The sequence below is a fragment of the Pseudomonas sp. Ost2 genome, from assembly GCF_018326065.1.
Taxonomy (GTDB): Bacteria; Pseudomonadota; Gammaproteobacteria; order Pseudomonadales; family Pseudomonadaceae; genus Aquipseudomonas; species Aquipseudomonas gingeri.
Genome location: NZ_AP021904.1, coordinates 2,566,260 through 2,592,770, shown reverse-complemented (window position 1 = coordinate 2,592,770; position 26,511 = coordinate 2,566,260). Strand labels below are relative to the sequence as shown.

The following is a 26,511-nucleotide window of genomic DNA, read 5'->3' as shown; positions in this document are numbered from 1 at the left end:
CAAAAATATTTTATGATGACAAATATTATTCGGAACACCCCACCCTGGAGACCCGCCATGACCGCCGAACTCGACGCCAACCGCCCGACCCGTGACTACCAGGCCGCCGATGCCGCCCACCACATCCATGCGTTCGTCGACCAGAAGGCGCTCAACGCGGAAGGCCCGCGGGTGATGGTCGGCGGCGACCGCCTGACGCTCTGGGACAACGATGGCAAGCGCTACCTGGACGGCATGTCGGGCCTGTGGTGCACCAACCTCGGCTACGGCCGCAAGGACCTCGCCGCCGCCGCCCACGCGCAACTGCAACAGCTGCCCTATTACAATATGTTCTTCCACACCACCCACCCGGCGGTGATCGAGCTGTCGGAGCTGCTGTTCAGCCTGTTGCCGGCGCACTACAGCCACGCGATCTATACCAACTCCGGCTCCGAGGCCAACGAGGTGCTGATCCGCACGGTGCGCAAGTTCTGGCAGGTGATGGGCAAGCCCGAGAAGAAAATCATGATCGGCCGCTGGAACGGCTACCACGGCTCGACCCTGGCGGCCACGGCCCTGGGCGGCATGAAGTTCATGCACGAAATGGGCGGCACCATTCCTGATGTGGCGCACATCGACGAGCCGTACTGGTTCGCCCACGAAGGCGACCTGACACCAGAGGCGTTCGGCCTGCGCGCGGCCCGCCAACTGGAAGAGAAAATCCTCGAACTGGGCGCCGACAAGATCGCCGCCTTTGTCGCCGAGCCGTTCCAGGGCGCTGGCGGGATGATCATTCCACCCGCTACCTACTGGCCGGAAATCCAGCGCATCTGTCGCCAGTACGACGTGCTGCTGTGTGCCGACGAAGTCATCGGCGGCTTCGGTCGCACCGGCGAATGGTTCGCCCACCAGACCTTCGGCTTCGAGCCCGACACGCTGTCCATCGCCAAGGGCCTGACCTCGGGCTACATCCCCATGGGCGGCCTGATCCTGTCACGACGCATGGCCGAGGCGCTGGTGGAAAAAGGCGGAGTGTTCGCCCACGGGCTGACCTATTCCGGCCATCCGGTAGCGGCGGCCGTGGCGATCGCCAACCTCAAGGCGTTGCGCGACGAAGGGGTGGTGCAGCAGGTGAAAACCGACACCGGGCCGTACCTGCAGCGTTGCCTGCGGGAAGTGTTCGGCCAGCATCCGCTGGTGGGTGAAGTGCAGGGCGTCGGACTGGTCGCCGCGCTGCAGTTCGCCGAGGACAAGGCCACCCGCAAGCGCTTTGCCAACGAGAACGATATGGCCTGGCGCTGCCGCACCCTCGGCTTCGAGGAAGGCCTGATCATCCGCTCGACCCTGGGCCGCATGATCATGGCGCCAGCACTGATCGCCACGCGGGCCGAGCTGGACGAACTGGTGGACAAGACCCGCATCGTCGTCGACCGCACCGCGCGCGAGTATGGGCGCCTGTAGGCTACGCAGGGCGAGTGGCAAGCTTTTACCCTAGCCCAGCTTTTGCCTAAGCCAGCACCATAAAAAACCTCGTTTCGCCCGCGGCCACTCATGGACAGAATGCCGTCATACCCACCCCGCGCCCGGGCGGCCTTGAACAGGTTGCCCGGGACGCGGATGGCGAGTCTGGCCGGAAACAGGATACCCCACCATGACGTTTTCCATCGTCGCCCGTTGTGCCGAAACCGGCCAGCTGGGCATAGCCATCAGTTCTTCCAGTATTGCCGTGGGCGCCCGCTGCCCCTGGCTGCGTCCCAGCGTGGGCGCGGTCGCCACCCAGAACATCACCCTCCCCGCCTTGGGCCCGCACGTCCTCGACCAGCTGGAGCAAGGGCTGTCGCCGACCCAGGCGCTGGACAAGGCGCTGACCAGCAACGGCTACAGCCAGTTCCGCCAACTGACCGCGATAGACCACCTGGGCAATACCGCGCACTTCAGCGGCAGCGAAACCCTGGGCTGTCACAACGCGCTGTCCGGCGAACAGTGCGTGGCCGCCGGCAACCTGCTGGCGAACACCGCGGTGATCGAGGCCATGGTGCGCACCTTCGAGACCAGTGGCGGTCAGCTCGCCGATCGCCTGATCGCAGCGATGCAGGCCGCGGTGGCCGCCGGGGGCGAAGCCGGCCCGGTGCATTCGGCGGCGATGGTGGTGGTCGGCGAACTGATCTGGCCGATCATCGACCTGCGGGTCGACTGGGCCGACGAAGACCCGGTCGGCAAACTCGCACAACTGTGGACCGATTACCGCCCGCAGATGCAGGACTATCTCGTCCGTGCCCTCGATCCGACCAAGGCGCCGAGTTACGGCGTGCCCGGGGACGAATGAATGAGCAGCAGCCGTGAGGTACTGGCCGCGCTGATCGCCTTCGACACCACCAGCCGCGAGTCCAACCTGCAACTGATCGAATTTGTCCGCGACTACCTGGCGCGCCTCGGCGTGCCTTGCGAGTTGATCTTCAATGAAGAGCGCAGCAAGGCCAATCTGTTCGCCACCCTGGGCCCGGTTGATCGCCCGGGTATCGTGCTGTCCGGCCACACCGATGTGGTGCCGGTGGATGGCCAGCCCTGGACGGTGGCGCCATTCGAACTCACCGAGCGGGACGGCCGCCTGTATGGCCGTGGCACCGCCGACATGAAAGGCTATATCGCCTGCGTGCTGGCGGCCGTGCCGCAGTTGCTGGCGGCGCCGTTGCGCATGCCGGTACACATTGCCCTGTCCTATGACGAGGAAGTCGGCTGCCTGGGCGTGCGCTCGCTGCTCGCCGAGCTGGCACAGCGACCACATAAGCCGCTGCTGTGCATCATCGGCGAGCCCACCGAACTCAAGCCGGTGCTGGGCCACAAGGGCAAGCTGGCGATGCGTTGCGATGTCCATGGCGCGGCCTGTCACTCGGCCTATGCACCGCAGGGCGTGAATGCCATCGAATACGCCGCCGAACTGATCGGCGAACTGGGCCGCATCGGCTCGCGCCTGCGCGCGGCCCATCTGCATGACCCGCGCTTCGACCCGCCCTTCAGCACCGTGCAGACCGGCGTGATCAGCGGCGGCAAGGCGCTCAATATCGTCCCCGCCGACTGCCGTTTCGACTTCGAGGTGCGCGCCCTGCCCAGCCAGGATCCCCGTGACGTCGCCCAACAGCTGGCGCAGTACGCCGAGCAACAGGTGCTGCCGAAAATGCAGGCGGTGGACGCCGGCAGCAGCATCCGCTTTTCCCAGTTGTCGGCCTACCCCGGACTGGCGACCGACCCGCAGAGCCAGGCGGCGCAGTTGATTGCGCAGTTCTGTGGATCGAGCGACTTCAGCACCGTCGCTTTTGGCACCGAAGGCGGCCTGTTCGACGCCATCGGCATCCCCACCGTGGTCTGTGGCCCTGGCAGCATGGACCAGGGCCACAAGCCCGATGAGTTCGTCAGTGTCGAGCAACTCCAGGCGTGCGATGCCATGCTCGCGCGCCTGACCCAGGCGCTGCGAACCTGACCCGGCTCAGGCGCCCGGCTTGGGCGCCAGCACTTCGCGACAGTGATCGACAAACAGCTGCGCCGGCTTGGTCAACTGCGAGCGGCGCAGCCACGCGGCGGACAACCCCGAGCCGGTGACTGTTTCAGCCAGCGGCACGCGCACCACTTTCTGCCCGTCGTAGGTGTAGTCCGAATGCGGCCGGGTCACCAGGATGGAAAATCCGAACCCGCGCCCGACCATGCCCCGGACCATCTCGATGGAGGGCGAGCTGAACAGGATGTTCGGGGTCAGGCCCCGCTCCTCGAAGATGCTCACGAAGTAGGTGCGGCTGGGCTGCACATCCAGCAACACCATCGGCTCCAGTACCAGGTCGTTCAACGAGACCTTGGCCTGGTTGGCGAAGCGATGACCTTCCGGCAACAGCGCATAAGGTTGCTGCGGCGCCATCAGTGGCACGGTGTCGATGGTGCTGTCCAGGTCGTGCTCGTAAAGAATCGCCAGGTCGATACTGCCGGAGGTCAGCGCCTGCACCAGTTCCTGCTGCTCGCCATCGCGGATACGGATTTCCACCCCCGGCCAGCGGTCGCGAAAGCCGGCGATCAGGCGCGGCAGATAGAGTGGCGCGACGGTTTCGAAGCAACCGATATCGATCTGCCCGGCAACTACATCGTTGTCCGCCAAGGCGTTCTGCTCGAACTCGTGGGCCACCCGCAGCAGTTCCTGGGCCTTGCGGTAGAAACGCGCCCCGCTGGGAGTCAACGACACCCCCTGGGCGTGATGACGAATGAACAACTGCACGGCAAAGCTTTCTTCCAGGTGCTTGATCGCGGTCGAGACCGAGGGCTGGGCGATATAGAGCTTGCGCGAGGCTTCGGCGACGCTGCCGCACTCGACGGTGGTCACGAAATATTTGAGTTGTCGCAAGTTGTAAGCGGCCATGGCTACCTCGGAAGTGGCAAAGCGAATGCATCGACAGCACCCATCAAGAATCGGGCCGGGTCCCGCAGGAGCGGTGCTTGCCCGCGCAGCTTTCGCAGGGCTCAAGGGCCCCTTCGCGGGCAAGCCTCGCTCCCACAAGGTTAGGTGATGTTTTCCATCTCCCGTTTTCCTGGATTTTGCGGTGTTCGCGGCGCGCGATAAACCAGTAATTTCCTCGGGCCTGACCTTAAAAAACCTGTCCAGGCGTGCGCCATCACGGTGCAGGGCTGGTGAGTTTTTTTATCGATAGCGAAGACATTTTTACTAATTTCCCGAGTCGCGTGCTTACCCCACTATCGAGGCCACCGATCGTGAACATAGCTCGTCGCGGGCTATCAGGGAGAATGCAGTGACTGACTTGAACACCTGGCAGCGCCTGGCCGGACAACAACGCCTGATCGATCTCGCCTGCATCGACGGGCGCGCCCACGCCGCCCGGAACGGCCGTACCTTCGCCGTTATCAACCCCGCCACCAATGCCCTGCTGGCCCATGTCGCCGCCTGCTCCGAGGCCGATATCGATCTGGCCGTGAGCGTGGCGCGCAACAGCTTCGCAAACGGCCCCTGGGCCCGCATGCAACCGCGGGAGCGCAAGGCGATCCTGCTGCGCCTGAGCGAACTGATCCTGGCCCATCGCGAGGAACTGGCCTTGCTGGATTCGTTGAGCATGGGCAAGCCGGTGATGGATGCCTACGCCATTGACGTCCCCGGCGCGGCGCAGGTGTTTGCCTGGTATGCCGAAAGCCTCGACAAGCTGTATGACCAGGTCGCGCCCACCGGACCGGGCACCCTGGCGACCATCACCCGCGTGCCCCTGGGCGTGATCGCCGCCGTGGTGCCCTGGAATTTCCCGCTGGACATGGCCGCCTGGAAACTCGCCCCGGCCCTCGCCGCGGGCAACAGCGTGATCCTCAAGCCCGCTGAGCAGTCGCCCTTCTCCGCCCTGCGCCTGGCCGAACTGGCCCTTGAGGCCGGTGTGCCGCCGGGCGTGCTGAACGTGGTCACCGGCCTTGGCGAACAGGCCGGCCGCGCCCTGGGCCTGCACCCGGATATCGATGCGCTGGCCTTCACCGGTTCGACCGAGGTCGGCAAATACTTCATGCAATACGCCGCGCAATCGAACCTCAAGCAGGTCTGGCTGGAATGCGGCGGCAAAAGCCCGAACCTGGTCTTCGCCGATTGCCAGGACCTCGACCTGGCGGCGGAAAAGGCCGCCTTCGGGATCTTCTTCAACCAGGGCGAAGTCTGTTCGGCCAACTCGCGCCTGCTGGTGGAGCGCTCCATTCACGATGAGTTCGTCGAGCGCCTGCAGGACAAGGCCCGGCACTGGCAACCGGGCGATCCCCTCGACCCGGCCAGCCGCATGGGCGCCCTGGTGGATGCCCGGCAAGCCGCGCGGGTGATGGCCCATATCGACCAGGCCAGCGCCGACGGTGCCCGCCGGGTGGCCGGTGGCGAACGGGTGACGATCAACGGCTCGGACAATTTCATCCAGCCGACGCTGTTCACCCAGGTCAGCCCCGAGATGCGCCTGTCCCGCGAGGAAGTGTTCGGCCCGGTGCTGGCGATCAGCGCCTTCGACGATGAAGACCACGCGGTACGAATGGCCAACGACCATGTCTATGGCCTGGCCGCGTCGGTGTGGAGCGACGACCTCAACCGCGCCCATCGCGTCGCCTCGCGCCTCAATGCCGGCACCGTGTCGGTCAATACCGTGGATGCGCTGGATGTCTGCGTGCCCTTTGGCGGCGGCAAGCAATCGGGTTTTGGCCGCGACCTGTCGCTGCATTCGTTCGACAAGTACACCCAGCTGAAGACCACCTGGTTTCAACTGCGCTGACCCTGGACTGCCCATGACCTCGCGGGCCGGCATCACGGCCCGCCTCCATCCATTACCTTAGCGGGGACACGCGCATGAAGACGCACTTCGACTATGTCATCGTCGGCGCCGGCTCATCGGGCTGCGTACTGGCGAACCGGCTGAGCGCCGACCCGGCCATCAGCGTCTGCCTGATCGAGGCCGGCGGCCACGACAACAGCCCACGCATCCAGACACCGGCCGGTACCATCACCCTGTACAAGAGCAGGAAGTACAGCTGGAACTTCTTTTCCGCGCCGCAGCGCCACCTGGGCGGCCGTAGCCTGCACACACCGCGGGGCAAGGCCCTCGGCGGTTCCAGTTCGATGAACAGCATGATCTATATTCGCGGTCATGCCAGCGACTACGACCGCTGGGCGCAAGCCGGTTGCCCGGGTTGGGACTGGGCCGGGGTGCTGCCCTACTTCAAGAAATCCGAGAACAACCGGCTCGGCCAGGACCCGCGCCTGCATGGCAGCGCCGGCGAGCTGAATGTCGAGGCCGCCCGTGATCCCAACCCGGTGTCGACGCTGTTCGTGCAGGCCGCCGAGCGCCTGGGCCTGCGCCGCAACGACGACTTCAACGGCGAACGGCTCGAAGGCTGCGGGATCTACAACCTGACCCAGAAGAATGCCCGCCGGCTGTCCAGCTACCGGGCCTTTGTCGCGCCAGTGATCGACCGCCCCAATCTCACCGTGCTGACCGACTGCACCGTACAGTCGCTGATCGTCGAACTGCGCACCGCCAAGGGCGTCAGGGTCGAGGTGGACGGCAACCGGCACACCCTGCACGCCTACCGCGAGGTCATTCTCTGCGCCGGCGCCCTGGGCAGCCCGCAACTGCTGCTGGCGTCCGGTATCGGTCCGGCGCAGGAACTGCAGGCAGCCGGTATTGCGGTGGCCCACGACCTGCCCGGCGTCGGCAAGAACCTGCAGGACCACCTCGACGGCCTGGTCACGATCCGCTCCAGGAGCCCCTTGACCCTGGGATTCTCCCTGAGGTCCCTGCCGAGCGTGCTCGCCGCACCGCTGCGCTATCTGCTGGAAAAGAAAGGCTGGTTGACCACCAACTACGTCGAGGCCGGAGGCTTTGCCCGTACGCCCCTGGCCGATGCCCTGCCGGACGTGCAATTCCACTTTGTGCCGGGTTATCGCAGCCATCGCGGGCGATTGTTCGAATGGGGCCATGGCTACGCCCTGCATACCTGCGTGCTGCGCCCGAAAAGCATCGGCTCGCTGCACCTGGACCGTGACGGCAGGCTGGTCATCGATTTCAACTTCCTCGCCGATCCGACCGATGCCAGGGTGCTGGTCGAAGGCCTGAAGCTGGCCCGGCGTATTCTCGCCGCGCCGCAGTTCGACGGGATTCGGGGTGAGGAAATGCTGCCCGGCAAGACCGTGCAAACCGATGAACAACTGATGGACTACGTACGCAACCATGCCTCGACAGTGTTCCACCCGGTGGGCACCTGCAAGATGGGCGTCGATCCCATGAGCGTGGTCGGCCCCGATCTCAAGGTCCATGGCCTCAAGGGGCTGCGGGTGGTCGACGCCTCGATCATGCCGACCCTGGTCAGCGGCAACACCAACGCGCCGTGCATCATGATCGGCGAGAAAGCCGCGGACCTGATCCTGCGACAAGCGCCCCTGGGCGCCGCCGACGCGCGCAGCAGCGACCTTCTGGCAAGCTGATTGCTACTGCTGTGAAAAACGCCGCCACCCCGCACCGGGTGGCGGCGTTGTGCTGCGGGTTCGCCGGCCTGGAACGGCCGTCCCGGAGGATTTCGCCGCCTCAAGGCCAAGACAGCTTTTTCCTCATTAGCGACGACATATTTACTAATTTTCCTGGCTCGCGACATCAGCCAACATCAACCTCGCCCCAAAGAGGCACAAGGTCCGTCAGAGACCGCCAGGTCTGCTCAGTTTTTGGCGTCTAGCCCCACTGCCCCGAAATATACGAACTAAAAAACCATCATTCCGGGAGTGCACAATGATCAAGTCTTTCGTCTCGCGCTGCATCCGTCCGCTGGCCCTGACCGCTATCGCCGCCGGCGTTGCCAGCGGTGCCCAGGCCGGTACCCTGTCGATCGGTCATACCACCTGGGTCGGCTACGGCACCCTCTACCTGGCCAAGGACCTTGGCTACTTCAAGGAAAAGGGCCTGACCGTGGAGTTGCCGACCATCGAAGAAGCCTCCATGTACATGGCCGCCCAGGCCTCGGGCAAATTGTCCGGCTCGGCCTCGACCCTGGACGAGATCCTCAAGTACCGCCCGCAGTTCTGCTTCAAGGCCGTGGCCGCCCTGGACGAGAGCCATGGTGGCGATGGTGTGCTGGTGGGCAAGGACGTCAACAGCCTGCAAGACCTCAAGGGCAAGGCCGTGGCGGTCAACGAAGGTTCCGTCTCGCAGTTCTGGCTCAACTACCTGCTGAAGAACGCCGGCATGAAGATGAGCGACCTGACCATCCAGAACATGACCGCCGACGACGCGGCGACCGCCTTTATCGCCGGCCGCGTCCCCGCCGCCGTGACCTGGGAACCCCACCTGTCCACCGTGCGCGCCAAGCAGACCGGCAAGGTACTCGTGGACAGCAGCAGCACGCCAGGGGTGATCGTCGACGTGGTGGCCCTGAGCTGCGATGTGGTCGACAAGCAGCCGGACGATATCAAGGCCCTGGTCGCCGGCCTGTACAAGGCGGTGCAGTACACCCAGGAGCACCCGCAGGAAGCCTACGCGATCATGGCCAAGGGCGTGGGCGGCTACCTGGCGGATCCGAAGGAACTGGCCTCGGCGGCCAAGGGCGTGCGTTTCTATGACCAGGCCATGAGCGAAGCCCTGCTGGGCAGCAACGGCAGCAAGGGCACGGCTGAAAACGTCATCAAGCTGGCCAACGAGACCGCCAGCGAGTTGCAGGGCAAGCCTTACAACGTCAGCTACAGCGATCTGATCGACAACCGTTTCATCACCCCGAAATAGGAGGCGGCATGTCCAAGCGTAATTCGTGGTTCAACCGTTGCCTGACGCCCAAGACCGGCTTGCCGATCCAGGTGATCTGGAGCGCCAGCGCACTGGCCTGGGCGCTGCTGATCGGCCTCTGGGCCGTGCTGTCCTACGGCGGCGTGGTGCCGGCGATGTTCCTGCCCACCCCGGGCGCGGTCATGGATGCGGCCCTGCGCCTGGCCCATGACGGCACCCTGGGGCCGCATGTCTGGGCCAGCGTGGAAGTGGTCATGGTCGGTTTCGTGATCTCTTCGGTGGTGGCGGTGCCCATCGGCTTGCTGATGGGCAGTTTCCGGGTGGTGCAGGCGTTCCTGGAACCGCTGGTCAACTTCATCCGCTACCTGCCGGTGACCTCGTTCGTGCCGCTGTTCATCCTGTGGATCGGCATCGGCCTGGAACAGCGGGTCTCGGTGATCATCTTCGGGGTGTTCTTCCAGCAACTGGTGATGATCGCCGACGTGTCCAAGGGCATTTCCAAGGACCTGATCAACGCCTCCTACACCCTGGGCTCCACCCGCAGGGATGCGGTATTGCACGTCATCGCCCCGGCCTCGTTGCCGGGTGTGCTGGACACCTTGCGCGTCACCATGGGCTGGGCCTGGACCTACCTGGTGGTGGCCGAACTGGTGGCGGCTTCCAGCGGCCTGGGCTACCTCAGTCTCAAGGCCATGCGAGGCTTTCAGGTCGACGTGATTTTCCTGGCGATCGCTGTCATCGGCCTGCTGGGCCTGGTCACCGATCAACTGTTCAGACTTCTTCGCTTGAAGGTGGCCGCATGGGCTCAGTAACCGCGACAATGCCAAGGCTCGTCACGCCGACGAACATCGCCCCCGAGGCCGCTGCGCGGCTGCGGGTCGACAATGTCAGCCTGCAATACAAGACGCCCTCGGGCGACACCTTCACCGCGTTGGAAAATGTTTCGTTCGAAGTCCCCGACCAGCAGTTCGCGGTCCTGGTCGGCCCTTCGGGCTGCGGCAAATCGAGCCTGCTCTACCTGACGGCGGGGCTGGCCGAGCCCACCTCGGGCGAAATCTACGTCGGCGGCCAGCAGGTCGACGGCCCCGGCGCCGACCGCGGCATGGTGTTCCAGAGCTACACCCTGTTTCCCTGGCTGACGGTACGCAAGAACATCGAGTTCGGCCTCAAGCGCCGTGGCATCCCCGCCGCCGAGCGCCGCGAGACGGTCGACTACTACCTGAACGAAGTCGGCCTGCTGCGCTTTGCCGACAACTACTCCAAGCAACTGTCGGGCGGGATGATGCAACGGGTGGCGATTGCCCGCGCCCTGGCCAACGACCCGCAGATCCTGCTGATGGACGAACCTTTCGGCGCGCTGGACAGCCAGACGCGACTGCAGATGCAGCAACTGCTGCTGAAGGTCTGGGAAAACACCAAGAAAACCGTGTTGTTCGTAACCCATGACATCGACGAAGCCATCCTGCTGGGGGACCGTATCTTCGTCATGGGTGCCCGGCCCGGGCGGATCAAGGAAGTACTGGATGTACCCATAGGTCGCCCGAGAAACCTGGACATGGTCATGGAACCTTCGTTTATCCGGATGAAGCGGGAGATCTTTCACCTGCTCCATGATGGACCGGAGGAACAGCACTAGGCCGGGCTTATCTTCGGGGACTGGAAGGCCCAATCGGTGAGGATTGGGCCAGGTTTCTTCTTGGGGGGGTGGTCAGTCGGAGGGCCTCCCACCATCCAACAAAGCTTCTACCACGGCACGCGCCACCTCTACTGAATGCAGCATGCTCCAGAACAAAGCCCGTTCGACAGGATTAGTGTGCAGGCTGATTTCGTCACCGTTGAGCTCCGCCGTTTCGAGCAGACGGGAAACGTAGGTCAGGGCGTCCTGGGCGTTGATGCCTGGTTGGATGGCAAGCAGCACGGGCCTTTTCGGGTCTTGGGGAGTGATGGGTGTGGAGTGGGTGACTGAGAGGGTATCGAGTAAACGAAGGGACGGCTCAGGATCGTTTGCAGAGACGTGGCGCAGGTACGTGCCTTTGTCGGCGGCCCTGAAAGCGTGATGAACTGACGGTGGATCGGGTGTAATTTTCTTGGCCATGGTGACGCTCCTTCTTACTTACGAAAGAAGCTCGTCCTCCCACGCTGCAAAACGAAAGGTGGCGAGCCGTACACAGGTTTGCAGACCGGGAAGAAGGAACCGGCAGGCCGAAGCCTCCTGCGCACAGCTCGCCATAACGCGAGCACAAAAATACCGCTTGCGCGGTTTTGTGCGCCTTCTTCGAACCCGAGCTGCAAAACCCGTATCGCTGAATTTGCAGCGACAGTCGAACAGTAACCCTCGCATTTGGCGCACGCAATATTCTCCCACGCTTGAAACGCGTGGGAAATATCAGATTTCTTAGCGGTCCGTTTCGGTCAGCTATTGAGGACTGTTGAGCTGTCGCCAGAGGGACAAAAAGATATCCATTCGACACCAGCATTCAGGAAGGAGTTTTTCCTACAGCGCTAGAGAAGCACGGATCACATCCAAATCCGGAAAGAGCCAGAAGTAAAAGGGAAAGCACACTGTTTAATCGCCTCTCAATCCTCAATAGCCTATCCAATCTGTTTACCCCCTCCTCATTTTGAAGCCTTCCCTAAACATTTGGATCGGCCACACCGTTTAGAAGACCTATTTCTTTTTCTGAACGTCGCCCTTCGGTCAATGGAGCCAGGTTGGCAAATAGTACCCGTTACGGGTATAGTTTATAGGTCGATCCGATATGAATGTTCTCAAGCGCAAAGACTTTTCGCGTTGGCAAGCAGGCGAAAAACTTCCCGACGCCGTCTTGTGCAAGGCCGTCAGGGAAATGGAAGGCGGCCTGATTGATGCAGATCTGGGTGGGCTCCTTTACAAGAAACGGGTAGCTCGCCCAGGTCACGGTAAAAGCGGCGGCTACCGCACGCTCTTGTCGGCCAGGATCGACAATAGGTATGTATTCCTGCATGGGTTTCCGAAAAGCGATGCAGCGAATATCACTCAGGCTGAAAGAAAGGCGCTGCAATATATTGGCAAGGTGTTTCTGGAACTGTCTCCCGAAGGCCTTATGAAAGCATTGCAGACAGGTGTATTACTGGAGGTGTGTTGTGAGAAGCAAAATCATTGAGTCCCTGCGCGGCGACCTCTGCGCATTGCATGACGCGGGTGTAGTCAGCAAAGTGACAATGCGTGAATTCGACGTCATCTGTCCTTCACCAGTACGGGAGTTCAGTGCTGTCGATATCAAACATCTGCGCGAAGAACTAAAGTTCAGCCAACCCGTTTTCGCGCTTCACCTGCACACCACGGCATCAACCATACGTAAATGGGAACAAGGCGATACTCGTCCTGCCGGACCAGCTCTTAAGCTACTGAACGTCATTGCAGACAAAGGGTTACAGGCCATCCTCTAATCTACGTTTCTAAAAATGATTTATTGGCAAAATCGACGTCTCCGACGGAGGCAATGGAGGGTCAGACGCCCTCTATCTCAGGGGCAGCATAAGCCCTGCATAATCGGCGCCCGCCCAGCGCAGTTGTATACACATGTGTTCTTCGTCATAAAAACGACCGTCAACCGGCATCGTGCGAGGTGCAGGACAAAACGTCTTAAAACCTTGCGCCACAAGGCTCTTGGTCGCCATGTTTGCCGCATTCACGCAGAGCATCAGCTGGACGCTGTTCTACTCATTCGCCTCCTACTGTGTTACCACGGACAACAGTGTCTGCGCTATTCGGCCACGGCATTACAGGTTGACGAATGCCCCCCAGATCTACCAATAGATATCACCATCTAACGCGACCTGACCAGGCTCTCTAGACCAAGGACGACGGCCCAAATCAACAAGTAACACCAAAGGCACGCGCAATTCCGCCGGTCATAGAGCATGACTTTTTGTCATAAATAGTGGCAATTTGCCGCTCATTATTCCATCATTCACAACCTGAACGATAACGAATGGATTCGGTGATGGGTTGGCAGCAGACAATAACTGTTGATAGCACAGCGTACCCCTTGCATGTGGCTCAACGGACGGCCTATGCCTTGGCCCATAGGCTGTCGATTCTGATCAGCCAGGACGGCGGAACTCTCGCTCTGGAGATCACACCGGCACTGATTGCAGGTGGCAGCGATTCGTTTCCCTCCTTCTCTGATGCCCGTGAACTGGTCTTGAGAAATCTCAACGACTTTGCCTTGCGCGAGCAGATTCAACGCGAAACATCGGGGCTGCGCGAGCTGCTGGCATCCGCCGCATTGCGAGGCGCCGGAGTCTGATCATGAGTTCGGTGCTGATCGCCAAGGAGGCAGGCTATCGTTTGCTTCCATTCAGATTCCTGCGCCTGGATGACGCCAGCAGCCAGAATATATTGCTCACGGCGGAAACCGGCGAGTATCTGTTTGCTCCAGAAACACTTTTGAACAGACTCGTACACAAGGAACTGGAAGTCGAGTCCCCGGTTTACAAGGATCTGCTGGCCCGTCATTTCATCTACGAACCTGGTGGACACAACCCGACTCTAGAAATGGCAGCGCAGTATCGTAGCCGCAAGAGTTTTCTGCTCGACGGCCCGGCGCTGCATATTTTCGTCGTGACTTTGCGCTGCAACCACACCTGTCAGTATTGCCAGGTTTCAAGGGCACCGCAGGGCGATGCAGGACACGACATGTCGGCAGAGGACGCCCGCCATGCAGTTGAGCGTGTATTCGAATCACCATCCCAGGTTCTGACCATTGAATTCCAAGGCGGCGAACCCCTGCTTGCCTTTGAGCGCATCCAACAGGTCGTCGAAGCCATCGAAGCCAGGAATGCGCTGGAACAACGCAGCATCCAGTACGTGATTACCACTACATTGCACCACTTGACCGACACGATCCTGGACTTTGCCGAAAGACACCGTATCCAGTTTTCGACGTCTCTCGACGGCCCGGCTTTTCTGCACAATGCCAACCGTCCCACCCCAAGCAAAGATGCCTACGAGCACACGGTCGACGGCATTCATCGAGTAAGGGCCCGACTCGGACATGACGCGGTATCGGCACTGACCACACTGACGTCAAGGAGCCTTGAGCATCCCCGGGCAATCATCGACGAGTATGTCGCCCTGGGTTTCAACAGCATCTCCCTGCGCCCGCTCAGCCCCTATGGTTTTGCCAAGACATCTGCACGCCGCCTCGACTATTCGATGAGCGAGTTCATCGACTTCTACAAGGAGGCATTGGCCTACCTGATCTCGCTGAATGCTCAGGGAACGTTTCTCTCAGAAGGTTATGCCTCGCTACTGCTCACCAATATCCTGACGCCGTTCTCATCAGGCTACGTAGACTTGCGCTCGCCCCTCGGTGCAGGCCTGGGTACGCTGGTCTACAACTACGATGGCGACGTGTATCCCTCCGATGAGTCACGCATGTTGCTTGAAATGGGAGAAAACGGCCTCAAGCTGGGCAGCGTCAGGCAGCCGCTGACTGAATTGCTCAAATCTCCAGTGATCGAGTTACTGCTGGCGTCAGGTGTCGCCGAGGCCCTTCCGGGTTGCTCGGATTGCGCCTTGGTTCATTACTGCGGAGCTGACCCAATCGAACACTTCGCTCGTCAGGGTGACCCGGTAGGGCACCGTTCCTTCAGCAGTTTCTGTGAAAAAAATATGGGGTTGTTGACGCATCTGTTCACCTTGCTGCGCGATGGTGATGAAAAGACTCAGAGAGTGCTGTTGAGCTGGCTGTCACGCCGCTCACTGGACGATCTGCCTTTTGCCGGGTACAGGAACTGAGCATGCTACGTCTGGATACGCAGTTCACCATCCGTAACCTGACCCGTCGCAGGCTGTTCAAGATCATCACCGTTCAGGAGTTGATTGAAAAAGGTGTGGGCGCCTGTGCCGGTGATGCGGTCTTCGAAGACCTGATGCTTTGGCTGGACCATAAGCACACATCCGACCAGTCCTCATTGATGACACTCCCCGTTGGCGGTTTTCTTCTGGCGGACCATTCGCTCGATGACCAGCATACAAACGCCACGCTACTCTCCCATCCGAGGGACATGCAGGTCGTGCAACCCGGTGACGTGATTTCTGTCGGTCCCGAGTCGAGCATGGTACGCGTGCTGTATCGACGAGACTCCAACAGCAACCTGTTGTTCATGACAGATCGCTGTAACAGCTTGTGCCTGATGTGTTCTCAACCCCCCAAGGACATCGACGACCGCTGGCACATCGACGAAAACCTCAAGCTGATCGACCTGATAGACCCCGGCGTTGAGCAACTAGGCATCAGCGGCGGAGAGCCGACGCTCTACAGGGATGGACTGCTCGCCATCATCGCTCACGCGAAAGCGGTGCTGCCGGAAAAATCGCTTCATATTCTCAGCAATGGGCGACTATTGCGCGATCCCTCCTGGATTGAGGACCTCAAGCAAGTCGGGCATAACCAACTCACCTGGGGTGTTCCCCTGTATGCCGACAATGCAGCGGAACACGACCATATCGTCCAGGCACCCGGCGCGTTTTCCGAAACGATGGCCGGCCTGTACAACCTTCAGCGTGCAGGACAGCAGATCGAGATCCGTGTGGTGCTCAGCAAACTTACGGCAACACGACTTCCAGAGTTGGCGCACTTTCTCTTTCGCAATCTTCCCTTCGTCAATCATGTGGCGCTGATGGGGATTGAAAACACGGGTCTGGCGAAGAAAAACTACGAGACACTCTGGATTGATCCTGCCGACTACCAGGAGCAGTTGAAGCTGGCAGCTTGGTTTCTGGATATTCGCGGCCTTGCGGTTTCCATCTACAACCTACCTCTGTGCGTGCTGGACCCAGGGTTACGAAGTTTTTACCGACAAAGTATTTCAGATTGGAAAAACCTGTTTATCGATGCATGCCAAGGCTGCGCGGCGACCAAGTCCTGCGCGGGTTTCTTCAAATCGCATTCTGAACGCTGGCAGAGCCGGAATATCCGCCCGCTCTCCCGGGATGAGTTGATACATACGCAAGGAGCGACATATGAAATTGCTTGATCGCTGGAAGATGCTGATAGGCCAATCCATTGCCCTGGTTCCCATGATCGGCAGCCCGATCGTAGATGCCAGTCAGACTCAACTCGCGTCGAACGATTGGCGTCCTCCTTCCGGCAGCACACCTCCTGTGTTCAACAACACGCTCAATGCCAAAGATGCCGTGAACATCTACGCAGCACATAGATCGCATAGCTCACACAGATCTCATAGCTCCCACAGTTCGCATTACAGCGGTTCAGGTGGTTACTCCGCGCCGAGATCCTATTCACCACCAACCACTCCAGTTTATACACCTCCGCCGACTGTTTACGGGAATAGCTATGGGTCAGGAGTGAGTACGCCAAGAGTGTCGTCGGCGGTGCCTTCAACTTCAGTTCCTCAATCGAGTGCTTATGGCGCGCGTCCCGCAGCCGAAGACCTGTCGGCATTGGTAAGGCGTGTCCAGTTAGCTCTGCTGGTGAAAAAGTATTATTCGGGCGCTATTGATGGAGTCATGGGTAAAGGTACTCGAGGAGCACTGATGGCCTTTCAGATGGATGCAGGCCTCGGGATCCATGGAAGAATGGATACACCAACCTTGAATGCGTTGGGGATTGCAATTCCATAACAGGTTCAAAGCTCATGATACGGGAGGCACCGACCGGTGCCCCCGCCCCCATTAAACGTGACTACCCCCGAAAAGCCCTGAACGCCCGCCACATTTCCCGAGCGAAGATATCCGGCTGTTCGAACGCCGCGAAGTGTCCGCCCTTCTCCACCTCGTTCCAGTAGAACAGGTTTGCCCAGGCAGCCTCTGCCCACGCGCGGGGTGGGCGGTAGGTTTCCGCGGGGAAGAGGCTGGCGCCCATCGGCACTTCGATCCTTCCACCTCCGGAGCGTGCGTCCGAGAAAAAGTCGGCGCCGCGGATCGTGCTGCCGACACCCTCCCAATACAGGCGCGCACTGGAAGTGCCCGTGCCGGTGAACCAGTACAGCGAGATATCGTCGAGCATCTGGTCGCGAGTCAGCGCGTCTTCGGGGTGGCCGTTGTTGTCGGTCCAGTTCCAGAACTTCTCGTACATCCATGCCGCCAGTGCCAGCGGTGAGTCGTTCAGGGCATAGCCGATCGTTTGCGGCCGGGTGTTCATCTGGTCGGCGTAGCCGGTGCCCTTGGAGACGAACAACTCGATGTCCTCCAAGGCCTGACGCTCTTCCTCGGTCGGGCACTCCGGAAGAACCGCCGGAACCACCATGGGCAGGTTGACGTGTGCCGCCAGCAGGCCTTGCGGCTTCTGGCTGGCCAACGCGGTGGTGATGGCCGAGCCCCAGTCGCCGCCCTGGGCTACCCAACGTTCGTAACCGAGGCGCTCGGTCATGAGCACGGCCCAGGCACGGGCAATGCGCGCCGGGTTCCAGCCTTGTTCCACAGGCTTGTCGGAGAAGCCATAACCCGGAATCGCCGGGATCACCACGTGAAAGGCATCCTCGGCCTTGCCGCCGAACTTTGTCGGATCCGTCAGTCGGTCTATGACGTTGAGGAACTCGATGACCGAACCGGGCCAGCCATGGGTGAGCAGGATCGGCATGGCCCGCGGGTGCGGCGAACGGGCATGGATAAAGTAGATGCCGACACCATCGATCCGGGTGCGGAACTGCGGGTAGCTGTTGAGGCACGACTCGAATCGGCGCCAGTCGTACTCATGCAGCCAGTAGTCCACCAGCGATTGCGCCGCGACCAGCGGAACGCCCTGGGACCAGTCATCGACGGTCTCGCGGTCGGGCCAGCGGATCAGGTTCAGCCGCAGGCGCAGATCGTCGAGGGCGGCCTGGGGGACCGTGACCCTGAACGGCACAACACTGTCTGTCGCGGGCGGCAGTATCAGTGCCCCACGACCATCGACATTGCCGTCAACGGGTGATCGGGTGGCGGGTGAAGGGGTAGAAATGGACATGACGGACTCCAGGAGAATGGCGAAAAACAAACAGTATGTAGCACTCGCTACAAATTTAGAGCGCGCACTGACGACCTGTCAAGAAAGTTGTAACGACTGTTACAGTTAGCGTATAGTGCCGTCATGGCCCGAAAAATTGCATTTGACTACGAGCAGGCGCTGGACAAGGCGACTGCGCTCTTCTGGAAGAACGGCTACGCCGGAACCGGTTTGCGTGACCTGCTGAAGGTCATGGAGATTGGCGAGGGCTCGTTCTACAACACCCTGAAGAGCAAGAAGCAGCTCTACCTGTCGTGTGTTCAGCGTTATGAAGACACGGTGGTCCACACCCGCCTGCTGGAATTGCAGTCGGCCCCCACTGCGGCCGAGGGTATTCGTGCGTTCTTCAGTGACGTGCTCGATTGCCTGGACAACCCGCGGACCCCGTCGCGCCTGTGCATGGTCGCCGCCATGGCTGACGAAGGCGTATTGCTGGAAGAGGACCTGCGCAAGCGGGCCGAAGCTGGCATGGAGGCGGTGCAGGTACTGGTGCGTGAACGTCTGAGCGCGGATCGCGAGAACGGTTTGCTGGCATCGGTGCAGGACCCGCAGACCATCGCCCTGGTCATCACCACCTACCTGCAAGGCCTCTGGCGCATGGCGCTGGTCAACTATGACCGACCCGCCTTCGAACGGCAGATCGATGCGTTTCTCATCGGGTTGGGGTTGTAACCTCTGGCGGCAAACGGGACTTGAGCTCATCCCAGCCCATCGATAGTGGAGCTCAGGCCCCCGCTGCTGCCCGATTCGCGCGATAAACCGACCAGCCATAAAACGCCAGGGCCACGCCCGCCAGCACGCCGCCCACCACACCGATATAGGCGAATCCGAGCTGTCGGCCGACCCAACTGCCCACCAGTGCTCCGCCACCGATGCCGATGTTGTAGATCCCCGAGAACAGTGCCATCGCCACATCGGTAGCGTCCGGTGCCAGCACCAGTACCTTGCGCTGCAGCGACAGGCCGAAGCCCATGATCGCCATGCCCCAGAACACGCTGAGCACGCCCAGGGTCGAAACGTCCCCGCTCAACGGCAGCAGCAAGGCCAGGCACACCACCAGTAACGAGGTGGCCGCGATCAGAAAGCTTTGCGGGTGCTGGCGGTTGAAGCGACTGAACAGCAGCGACCCGAAAATCCCCGCGCCCCCGAACAACAGCAGGATCAGGGTCACCACCTCGCCACTCATGCCCGCCACCGTCTTGATGAAGGGTTCGATGTAGCTGTAGGCCGTGAACTGCGCGGTGATTACCGTTGCCGTGAGGATGTAGACCGCCACCAGGGCAGGACGCTTGAACAGCACCGGCAGGCTTCTCAGGGAACCCGAGTTCTGGCTTGGCAACAGCGGCAAGGTCCTGGCCAGCCACAGTACCAGTGCGCCGGCCATCAAGGCGATCACCAGGAAGGTGGTGCGCCAGCCCATGGCTTCGCCGAGCAATCGGCCCAGGGGAATACCCAGCACCATCGCCATGGACGTACCGGTCGCCAGCAACCCCAGCGCCTGGACCTGCTTGCCCGGTGGCGCCACCCGCACCGCCAGGGAGGCGGTGATGGACCAGAACAATGCATGGGACAAGGCGATGCCGATACGGCTCACCATCAGGACGCCAAAGCCGGTGGCCAGGCTGGACAGCACATGGCTGACAATAAACAGCCCGAACAACACCATCAACAATTTGCGCCGCTCGACGTTGCGGGTGAGCAGCATGATCGGCAGCGAGGTCAGCGACACGACCCAGGCGTAGATGGTGAGCATCAGCCCGACCTGGGCGGTCGACATGTCGAAGCTGTCGCCGATGGCGCTCAACAGGCCGACCGGCACGAACTCGGTGGTGTTGAAGACAAAGGCGGCCAAGGCCAGGGCAATGACCTGGTGCCAGTTGCCGGTGTGTTCAGGTGCAGGGGTGTTCATTGGAAATCCGTCATACGCTATCAAGGCTCAAGCGGCCGGGAGGTTATTCGCCGGGCGCTTGAAAGAAAAGCAGGTCGAGGTGAAATGCCTGACTCATGGAGTGCAAGTATCGCTCCTTGGAGAGGATTCGTTGCGGGAAAGTTGCGATCGGCTTCGTGAAATCCCGGCCCCGCCGCCCCTCAGACCTTGAAGCGCCCGACCGTGGCATGCAGATCGCCGGCCATCTGCGCCAGTTCCTGCCCCGACCTGTCGGTCTGCTGCGCCCCCAGCATGACCTGCTCCGACAGCGTGCGAATGCCCACCAGGTTACGATCCACCTCCCGCGCCACCTGCGCCTGCTGTTCGGTGGCGGCGGCGATCAACTGATTACGCTCGTTGATCTGCGAGATCGAGCCGGTGATCTCATCCAGCGCCTCGCCCGAGCGTTGCGCGATGGCCAGCGTGGCACCGACCAGGTCACGGCTGTTCTGCATGGCCGTGACCGCCTGCCCGGTGTCCTGGCGGATATTGCCGATCATCTGCTCGATCTCCTGGGTCGACACCTGGGTGCGATGGGCCAGCGCCCGCACTTCATCGGCCACTACCGCGAAGCCACGTCCGGCGTCTCCCGCCCGTGCCGCCTCAATGGCCGCATTGAGGGCCAGCAGGTTGGTCTGCTCGGCAATGCTGCGGATCACGTCCAGCACGGCGCTGATACCCTGCACGCGGTCGGCCAGTTGCTGGATGCGCCCGGAAGTGTCGGTCACACCGTTTGCCAGGGCACCGATGGAAGTCACGGTTTCCTGCACCTGTTCACGCCCGCGCTGCGCCGTCTGCTCCGACACCCGCGACGCTTCGCTGGTGCTGATCGCATTGCGCGCCACCTCCTCCACGGCCGCCATCATCTGGTTGACCGCCGTGGCCGCCTGTTCGATCTCCAGTCCCTGGGCCTTGAGGCTGGTGCTGGTCTGGCCGCTGACCCGGCTCAAGGCCTGCGAGGAACTGGCCACGCGATCCACCGAGGCGGCGATCTGCGTGACCAGGGTGTGCAGGTTCTGCTGCATCGCCTGCATATGAGTCATCACACTGACCCCGTTGCCCGGGCGCGCCGGCACCTCGATGGTCAGGTCGCCCTCGGCGATCAGGCTCAGCACTCGCGCGGCATCGGCCGGTTCGCCCCCCAGGGGACGGGTGACACTGCGAGTGACGATAATCGCCGCCACACCAACCGTGACCAGACACAGCACAAACAGCCCCAGCATATTCAGGCGGGCATCGTCATAAAGGGTTTGCGCGGCGACCTGGCGCTCGGCGAACAGCCGGCCCTGGAAAGCCATCAGCGCATCCAGGCTCTTGTACACCTCGCGCTCGGCGGGGATCACCTGCTCATTGAGCTGCGCCGTGGCCTCGTCGATCTTGCCGCCACGAATCAGCGCCTGGACCTTCACAAAGGCGGCGACATACGCCTCGCGACGACTTTTCAGCGCGGCGAAAGCAGCCTTGCCTTCAGCGGTTGGCAACAACGGTTCCAGAACCGTGAACGCCTGGCTGATCGCCTGCCGGGTCGCGTCGATGGACTGCTGCACCTGCTGGTTGTCCTTGTTGATCAGCAAGTCACGGGTATTGCGGCCGTTGTCGCGCACGCCGGTGGCGATCACCATGATCGGATCGATCTTCGGCCAGTCCTGCTTGACGATCACCACCGCCTGCTCCTTGAGGATCTCCATGTCATGCGAGGCATACAACCCCATGGCGATCAGCGCCAACGGCGCCACGGCAAACCCTATGACAATACGTTTGGCCGTACTGAGTCTGGACATATCAACTGCATTCCCGATCGATGGTTGCCCGAACAAAAAAACGCCTGAAGCCTTTCGGCTCCAGGCGTCGTTGCCTGTTCGAATTCATGGTGCAAAGTGGCCAGGCGGATACCGCCCAATCGGCATCGATCCTCGTTGACCGATGCGGCGTGCCTGCCTGGTGCTGGAGACCGGCAAGCGTCAGGCAATGGCTTGCAGCGTTTGTGCCATCAGTGCGGCCAGTACTGCTGGCAGTCCCTGATACCCCGAAACGCGCAACTCCAGGTCATCAGCAGCCGCTTCAAATGGGCGCAAGAATGGATCGGGTGCACCGGCATGGTGAGTCCAGGTACTGAGCAAGCAGTCCATTGACGAGAAAAGAGAGTCGGCAGTCGAACGGAAAACTTGGCGCGAGGTTCTGTCGCTATAATGCTCGGCGGCAGCTGACTGTTGGCCTGCCATGAATCAATCTGCCCTTAATCGTCGAAGGTCCGCAAATGCCAAAGACACAGCCATCAGGCACCTCGACCGCCACCGCGGCAGACATCGAAAAATCCATCCAGGCCTTGAACAAAATGGCCGAACGGCTGTGGGGGGATGGTCGCGAGACCGAGGCCAAAGCCCTTCTCGATGCCCTGGATGCGTTGAACCGGGCGCTGGACAGGATCCGGATCGGCGAGAGTCGCCGGGCGGTGACGCTTCATTGAGTGACTTGGGGGCTCAGGCGCAACGGGATGCACATGCGCCTGTCCTATGCTTGTGCATCTGACTCTCCGTTCAGGACATTGAAATGCCTGCCTCCGAATCCCCGCTCCTGCAAAGCTGGCACCACAACGCCCACGCCTGGATCGATGCCGTGCGCAGCGGCGCCATCGAAAGCCGCCGCCAGGTCACCGACCAGGCCATCCTGCCCGCAGTGCTAGGCCGTCAGCCCGAACGCGTGCTCGACCTGGGCTGCGGCGAAGGCTGGCTGTTGCGGGCGCTGGCGCAACGGGCCATCAACGCGGTCGGGGTGGACGGCGATGTAACCCTGGTCGAAGCGGCGCGGGCGGCGGGTTCCGCGCAGGTGCATTTGGCGAGTTATGAAGAGTTGGTGGCGGCAACAGTCGACATCGGCCGCGATTACGAGCTGATCTGCGCCAACTTCGCCCTGCTGCACCAGGACATCATCCCGTTACTCGCCGCCATGAGTGCCCTGCTCGCCCCCGGCGGAGCGCTGGTGATCCAGACGCTGCATCCGTGGACCGCGGCGGCGGGCGATTACCAGGATGGCTGGCGAACCGAGACCTTCGATGGATTCAAGGGACAGTGGCAGCCCATGCCCTGGTATTTCCGTACCCTGTCCAGCTGGCTCAACGCACTGGATATGGCGGGTTTGCGACTGGCCACCCTGCAGGAGCCACAGCACCCGCAAAGTCCCGTGCCGCAGTCGTTGCTGTTAGTCGCCGAGCAACGGGAGTGAGCGCTCAACCAGGGGCTCAAACACAACACCCCCAGGGCGCGCCACATGGCTATCGCGCAATCGCTCACTCTGGCCTGTAAGCCCGCGCCACCGCTTCAGCCGCCGCAAAATCCGGGGTCATGGCCCGGTCGGTGGCCATGAAGGTGACCTTCCTGCGCAGCGCGTCATACAGGCCCGCGGTCTTCGGCGCCAGCACAAAGCCCTTGCCGCCCTGCTTGCGCAGGTCGATCGCCTGGGCGTCATGCACCAACACGATGCCCAGCAACTGGTAGCTATTGTCGATCTGCTGTTGCAGGCGCTCGACCACCATCGGCGCGTTGGTGGCGATGTCCTCGATGTCGCCGGCCACCGGAAAGTAGTCCAGGGACACCGGCATCGCCAGATTCTTGTTCTGCATCGCCAGCATCGCCGCCGGTTTCTCCATGGCGCCGAATGCGTGGACCGTCTTGTCGGTACCGAGGAAACGCGTAAGGCCGGTGATGCCCGGGTTGTTGAGCTTGATGATCTGCTGCACGTTGGCCAGGGAGTTGTGGGCCAGGGCCAGGCTCAGTTGCTCGAACGCCAGCACCCAGGGCAGCGGCTCGAAATTGGCGCTGGGCAGCACCGCGCCTTTCACGCCATTGCTGTCGACATAGCCGAAAGCGTCCTGGTCGCGGTCAGACGGCGCGCTGACATCCAGGGCGATGCCCGGGTTATCGTCGGAGTGGTTGAGCTGGATGGTCAATTGCTCGTTGGCCAGGCCGTAGCTGCGCTGCAGTTCGGCGAGCAGGTACACGCCGGAACGGAAGCTCAGCGGATCCTGCAACGGTCGCTGGTCGTCGTGCCGCCACAGGCTGGCGCCTTGCAGCAAATCCCGCAGCTGCGCGCCCATGGCCCGCACTTCGGGGTATGGTCGCAGGGCCAGGGTGTTTTCCAGGAACGGCGAGACGTTGCCGTTCAGGCCTTGCAAGCTCAGGGTGAAGGTCAGCGTATTGAGCGGCAGCAGATGGGCCAGGTCATTCAACGCCAGGGCGGCATTGGCGGCAGACCAGGCATTGGAGCTGAGGATCGACAGGGCATCCTTGGCATACGGCACGATGGCCTTGGTGCCCGTGCTTTGCAGCGCCTGCTTCGCCGGGACCCTGGCCCCCTGGTAGAACACCTCGCCTTCCCCCAGCATCGCCAGGCCGACATGGCTCAGCACGGTGATATCACCCTCGCCCACCGAGCCGTGAACCGGCACATACGGCGTGATGCCCTTGTTCAGGAAAGCCACATAGGCACCAACGATCTCTGGCGCCACCCCGCCGCTGCCGGTGAGCAGGGTATTCAGGCGCACCACCATGGCCGCCCGTACGGCGCGTACCGTGGCCGGGGCGCCCGCACCGCCGGAATGTGCGTGCAACAGGCCGATATTGAATTGGCGCGAGGCCTCAATCACTTCCTGGCTCAATTGACCATGGATGTCGACCATTTTCCGGTCTTTGTTAAGCCCCACGCCGACGGTCAGGCCGTAGATTTTCTGACCATGGCGAGCCGCTTCGAGCAGCACCTGATGACCTTGCGCGACGCGCTGGGTGGCCGACGCCGCCACCGTGACCGGTTCGCCATCCGCCACCTGGGCGATGATCGCCGGCGTGATGGATCGACCATCGAGTTGCACCGCGAAAATGAACGGGCTGAATCCTGCGCACACCGTGGAAACCAACAGCAAAGCGAGCCTGTTTAGCATGATGAACCTTCGAGGTTATGCAAGTGGGGAGTGGCAGGGACCGGTTGACCGGCCCTTGCACGGATCATTGGGTGGATGAGGTGTTACGGGCGATGGAACACAAGGTCAGCAGCGCGATGACACTGGCGATCATCACGTACCAGGCCGGGGCAAAACGCGTGGCGGTGTTGTCCGCCAGCCATGTCAGGATCGCCGGAGCAAAGCCGCCAAACACCGTGACCGCCAGGTTGTAGGAAACGGACATGCCACTGGCCCGCACCTCGGTGGGAAACAGGTCGGCCAGGGCCTTGGGCGCCACGCCGACAAACAGCGAGATCAGCGCGCAGAACAGCGTTTGCACCAGGATCAACATGCCGGTGGTGTGAACCTGATCGAGCAGCACCAGCAACGGATACGGCGCGACCAGCAACAACCCCGCCCCCGTGGCGAGAATGCGGTAGGTGCCCACCCGATCGGACCAGGTGCCGGCCATCACACAGGCCACGACCATCGCGCAGTTGCCGATCAGCGCGGCGAGAAACGCCTGGTGACTTTCAAAATGCAGCACCCGCTGCATATAGATCGGCATGTAGATCACCAGCGAATACACGCTGATGGCCCACAACACCGACAACCCGGTGCCCTGGAGCAGTGCGCGTTGCTGGCTTTTGAACAGGTGCATCAGGGGTGCCAGCGGGGCCGCCTCGGGCTGATGCTCGCGACGCGCCTGCTCAGCCTTGAACACCGGGGTTTCATGCAGGGTACGACGCATCCACAGGCCAATCGGCGCGATGGATAACCCCAGGATGAAGGGAATACGCCAGCCCCAGTCGCCGACCTGCTCATGGGTCAGGGTCAGGGTGACCGCCGTGGCCACCAGTGCGCCCAGCACGTTGGAAATGCCCATGCTCGCCTGCAACCAGGACGCGTACTGGCCTTTTTTATCGGCCGGCGCATGCTCGATCAGGAACGCCGCCGCCCCGCCCACTTCACCTCCGGCGGAAAAGCCCTGCAGCACCCGTCCACACAGGATCAACAGCGGCGCACCGATACCGATGGCGCTGTAGGGCGGCGCGAACGCGATGATCGCCGTGCCCGCCGCCATGGTCAGAATGGTCAACATCAGGGCGGCCTTGCGCCCTACCCGATCGCCGTACGCGCCGATCACCAGTGCCCCGAGGGGGCGGATCACAAAGCCGATGCCGAACGCCAGGAACGCCTCGAACAACTGCGCTCCCGCGTCCTGCTGCGCAAAGAAGTTCTGCGCGATGTACACCGCAAAAAACGCGTACACCGAAAAGTCATACCACTCCAGGGCATTGCCGATGGACGCGGCGGCAATCGCCTTGCGCCCGCTGTGGTGCCCGGCCGGGACCGCCGTCCCGGGGGGACGGAGTGAATCATCACGGGCGCAATCGTGTTTTT

At 61.8% G+C, this 26,511-nt stretch carries 24 protein-coding genes; 17 read left to right on the top strand and 7 right to left on the bottom strand.

Annotated features, from left to right (window positions below):
* Window positions 1-57 precede the first annotated feature (57 nt).
* From KI243_RS11295 to argE, 3 genes are all read left to right on the top strand, one after another.
* Window positions 58-1,440, top strand: coding sequence for an aspartate aminotransferase family protein (locus KI243_RS11295; RefSeq protein WP_212810825.1), 1,383 nt, complete (start codon window positions 58-60; stop codon window positions 1,438-1,440).
* Window positions 1,441-1,630: 190 nt separating this feature from the next.
* A complete protein-coding gene (locus KI243_RS11290) occupies window positions 1,631-2,305 on the top strand; it encodes a DUF1028 domain-containing protein (protein WP_017128271.1) in 675 nt (224 codons plus the stop codon).
* Window positions 2,306-3,457: an acetylornithine deacetylase gene (argE, locus tag KI243_RS11285; RefSeq protein ID WP_212810824.1), complete on the top strand. Its 1,152-nt coding sequence runs from the start codon at window positions 2,306-2,308 to the stop codon at window positions 3,455-3,457. It abuts the gene before it with no gap.
* Between the two features lie 6 nt (window positions 3,458-3,463).
* Here the strand turns inward: argE and KI243_RS11280 are convergent, their stop codons facing one another.
* Window positions 3,464-4,378 (bottom strand): LysR family transcriptional regulator, encoded by a 915-nt coding sequence (locus tag KI243_RS11280; protein WP_017128269.1) that lies wholly within the window; start codon window positions 4,376-4,378, stop codon window positions 3,464-3,466.
* A 388-nt stretch (window positions 4,379-4,766) separates the two neighbouring features.
* Here KI243_RS11280 and KI243_RS11275 point away from each other — a divergent pair, with 388 nt between their 5' ends.
* The 5 genes from KI243_RS11275 to KI243_RS11255 all read left to right on the top strand — a co-directional run bounded on the left by KI243_RS11275 (window position 4,767) and on the right by KI243_RS11255 (window position 10,887).
* On the top strand, window positions 4,767-6,257 hold the full coding sequence (locus KI243_RS11275; protein ID WP_212810823.1) for an aldehyde dehydrogenase: 1,491 nt from the start codon (window positions 4,767-4,769) through the stop codon (window positions 6,255-6,257).
* 74 nt (window positions 6,258-6,331) lie between these two features.
* Window positions 6,332-7,966 carry an FAD-dependent oxidoreductase gene (locus KI243_RS11270; RefSeq protein ID WP_212810822.1) on the top strand — a complete coding sequence of 545 codons (1,635 nt, stop codon included), beginning with the start codon at window positions 6,332-6,334 and terminating at the stop codon, window positions 7,964-7,966.
* Window positions 7,967-8,264: 298 nt separating this feature from the next.
* The gene (locus KI243_RS11265) at window positions 8,265-9,251 is read left to right on the top strand and encodes an ABC transporter substrate-binding protein (protein ID WP_017128266.1); all 987 of its coding nucleotides are present in this window, start codon (window positions 8,265-8,267) and stop codon (window positions 9,249-9,251) included.
* 8 nt (window positions 9,252-9,259) lie between these two features.
* On the top strand, window positions 9,260-10,063 hold the full coding sequence (locus tag KI243_RS11260) for an ABC transporter permease (RefSeq protein WP_017128265.1): 804 nt from the start codon (window positions 9,260-9,262) through the stop codon (window positions 10,061-10,063).
* Window positions 10,051-10,887 carry an ABC transporter ATP-binding protein gene (locus KI243_RS11255; RefSeq protein WP_042936353.1) on the top strand — a complete coding sequence of 279 codons (837 nt, stop codon included), beginning with the start codon at window positions 10,051-10,053 and terminating at the stop codon, window positions 10,885-10,887. Before KI243_RS11260 ends, KI243_RS11255 begins: the two co-directional genes overlap by 13 nt.
* Window positions 10,888-10,959: 72 nt before the next feature.
* Here KI243_RS11255 and KI243_RS11250 read toward each other — a convergent pair whose 3' ends face one another.
* Window positions 10,960-11,346: a hypothetical protein gene (locus KI243_RS11250; protein ID WP_017128263.1), complete on the bottom strand. Its 387-nt coding sequence runs from the start codon at window positions 11,344-11,346 to the stop codon at window positions 10,960-10,962.
* 664 nt (window positions 11,347-12,010) lie between these two features.
* On the opposite strand from KI243_RS11250, the gene KI243_RS11245 reads away from it, so the two are divergent.
* The 6 genes from KI243_RS11245 (at window position 12,011) to hxsA (ending at window position 16,884) form a co-directional block, all read left to right on the top strand.
* Window positions 12,011-12,394, top strand: a complete 384-nt coding sequence (locus KI243_RS11245) for a type II toxin-antitoxin system RelE/ParE family toxin (RefSeq protein WP_083875441.1) — start codon at window positions 12,011-12,013, stop codon at window positions 12,392-12,394.
* On the top strand, window positions 12,375-12,680 hold the full coding sequence (locus tag KI243_RS11240; protein ID WP_083875439.1) for a helix-turn-helix domain-containing protein: 306 nt from the start codon (window positions 12,375-12,377) through the stop codon (window positions 12,678-12,680). The genes KI243_RS11245 and KI243_RS11240 overlap by 20 nt, the downstream gene beginning before the upstream one ends.
* A gap of 545 nt (window positions 12,681-13,225) precedes the next feature.
* The gene (locus KI243_RS11235; protein ID WP_244861839.1) at window positions 13,226-13,543 is read left to right on the top strand and encodes a His-Xaa-Ser system protein HxsD; all 318 of its coding nucleotides are present in this window, start codon (window positions 13,226-13,228) and stop codon (window positions 13,541-13,543) included.
* A 2-nt stretch (window positions 13,544-13,545) separates the two neighbouring features.
* Complete coding sequence (gene hxsB, locus KI243_RS11230; protein WP_212810821.1) at window positions 13,546-15,036, top strand: His-Xaa-Ser system radical SAM maturase HxsB; 1,491 nt, start codon at window positions 13,546-13,548, stop codon at window positions 15,034-15,036.
* A 2-nt stretch (window positions 15,037-15,038) separates the two neighbouring features.
* The gene (gene hxsC, locus KI243_RS11225; RefSeq protein WP_212810820.1) at window positions 15,039-16,277 is read left to right on the top strand and encodes a His-Xaa-Ser system radical SAM maturase HxsC; all 1,239 of its coding nucleotides are present in this window, start codon (window positions 15,039-15,041) and stop codon (window positions 16,275-16,277) included.
* A complete protein-coding gene (gene hxsA / locus KI243_RS11220) occupies window positions 16,264-16,884 on the top strand; it encodes a His-Xaa-Ser repeat protein HxsA (protein WP_083875437.1) in 621 nt (206 codons plus the stop codon). Before hxsC ends, hxsA begins: the two co-directional genes overlap by 14 nt.
* 61 nt (window positions 16,885-16,945) lie before the next feature.
* On the opposite strand, the gene KI243_RS11215 is transcribed toward hxsA, so the two are convergent.
* Window positions 16,946-18,208 (bottom strand): epoxide hydrolase, encoded by a 1,263-nt coding sequence (locus KI243_RS11215; RefSeq protein WP_212810819.1) that lies wholly within the window; start codon window positions 18,206-18,208, stop codon window positions 16,946-16,948.
* A gap of 123 nt (window positions 18,209-18,331) precedes the next feature.
* Here KI243_RS11215 and KI243_RS11210 point away from each other — a divergent pair, with 123 nt between their 5' ends.
* On the top strand, window positions 18,332-18,919 hold the full coding sequence (locus tag KI243_RS11210) for a TetR/AcrR family transcriptional regulator (protein ID WP_017128257.1): 588 nt from the start codon (window positions 18,332-18,334) through the stop codon (window positions 18,917-18,919).
* 52 nt (window positions 18,920-18,971) lie between these two features.
* Here KI243_RS11210 and KI243_RS11205 read toward each other — a convergent pair whose 3' ends face one another.
* Window positions 18,972-20,156, bottom strand: a complete 1,185-nt coding sequence (locus KI243_RS11205) for a sugar transporter (RefSeq protein ID WP_017128256.1) — start codon at window positions 20,154-20,156, stop codon at window positions 18,972-18,974.
* 179 nt (window positions 20,157-20,335) lie between these two features.
* Window positions 20,336-21,955 carry a methyl-accepting chemotaxis protein gene (locus tag KI243_RS11200; protein ID WP_103032796.1) on the bottom strand — a complete coding sequence of 540 codons (1,620 nt, stop codon included), beginning with the start codon at window positions 21,953-21,955 and terminating at the stop codon, window positions 20,336-20,338.
* Window positions 21,956-22,431: 476 nt separating this feature from the next.
* Here KI243_RS11200 and KI243_RS11195 point away from each other — a divergent pair, with 476 nt between their 5' ends.
* Window positions 22,432-22,641 carry a hypothetical protein gene (locus tag KI243_RS11195; protein ID WP_017128255.1) on the top strand — a complete coding sequence of 70 codons (210 nt, stop codon included), beginning with the start codon at window positions 22,432-22,434 and terminating at the stop codon, window positions 22,639-22,641.
* Window positions 22,642-22,724: 83 nt separating this feature from the next.
* Window positions 22,725-23,396, top strand: coding sequence for a class I SAM-dependent methyltransferase (locus KI243_RS11190; RefSeq protein WP_212810818.1), 672 nt, complete (start codon window positions 22,725-22,727; stop codon window positions 23,394-23,396).
* Window positions 23,397-23,460: 64 nt separating this feature from the next.
* Here KI243_RS11190 and KI243_RS11185 read toward each other — a convergent pair whose 3' ends face one another.
* Together KI243_RS11185 and KI243_RS11180 are read right to left on the bottom strand one after the other, a co-directional pair.
* Window positions 23,461-25,107: an aromatic amino acid ammonia-lyase gene (locus KI243_RS11185; protein WP_212810817.1), complete on the bottom strand. Its 1,647-nt coding sequence runs from the start codon at window positions 25,105-25,107 to the stop codon at window positions 23,461-23,463.
* Between the two features lie 64 nt (window positions 25,108-25,171).
* Window positions 25,172-26,413, bottom strand: coding sequence for an MFS transporter (locus KI243_RS11180; RefSeq protein WP_280529441.1), 1,242 nt, complete (start codon window positions 26,411-26,413; stop codon window positions 25,172-25,174).
* Between the last annotated feature and the right edge of the window lie 98 nt (window positions 26,414-26,511).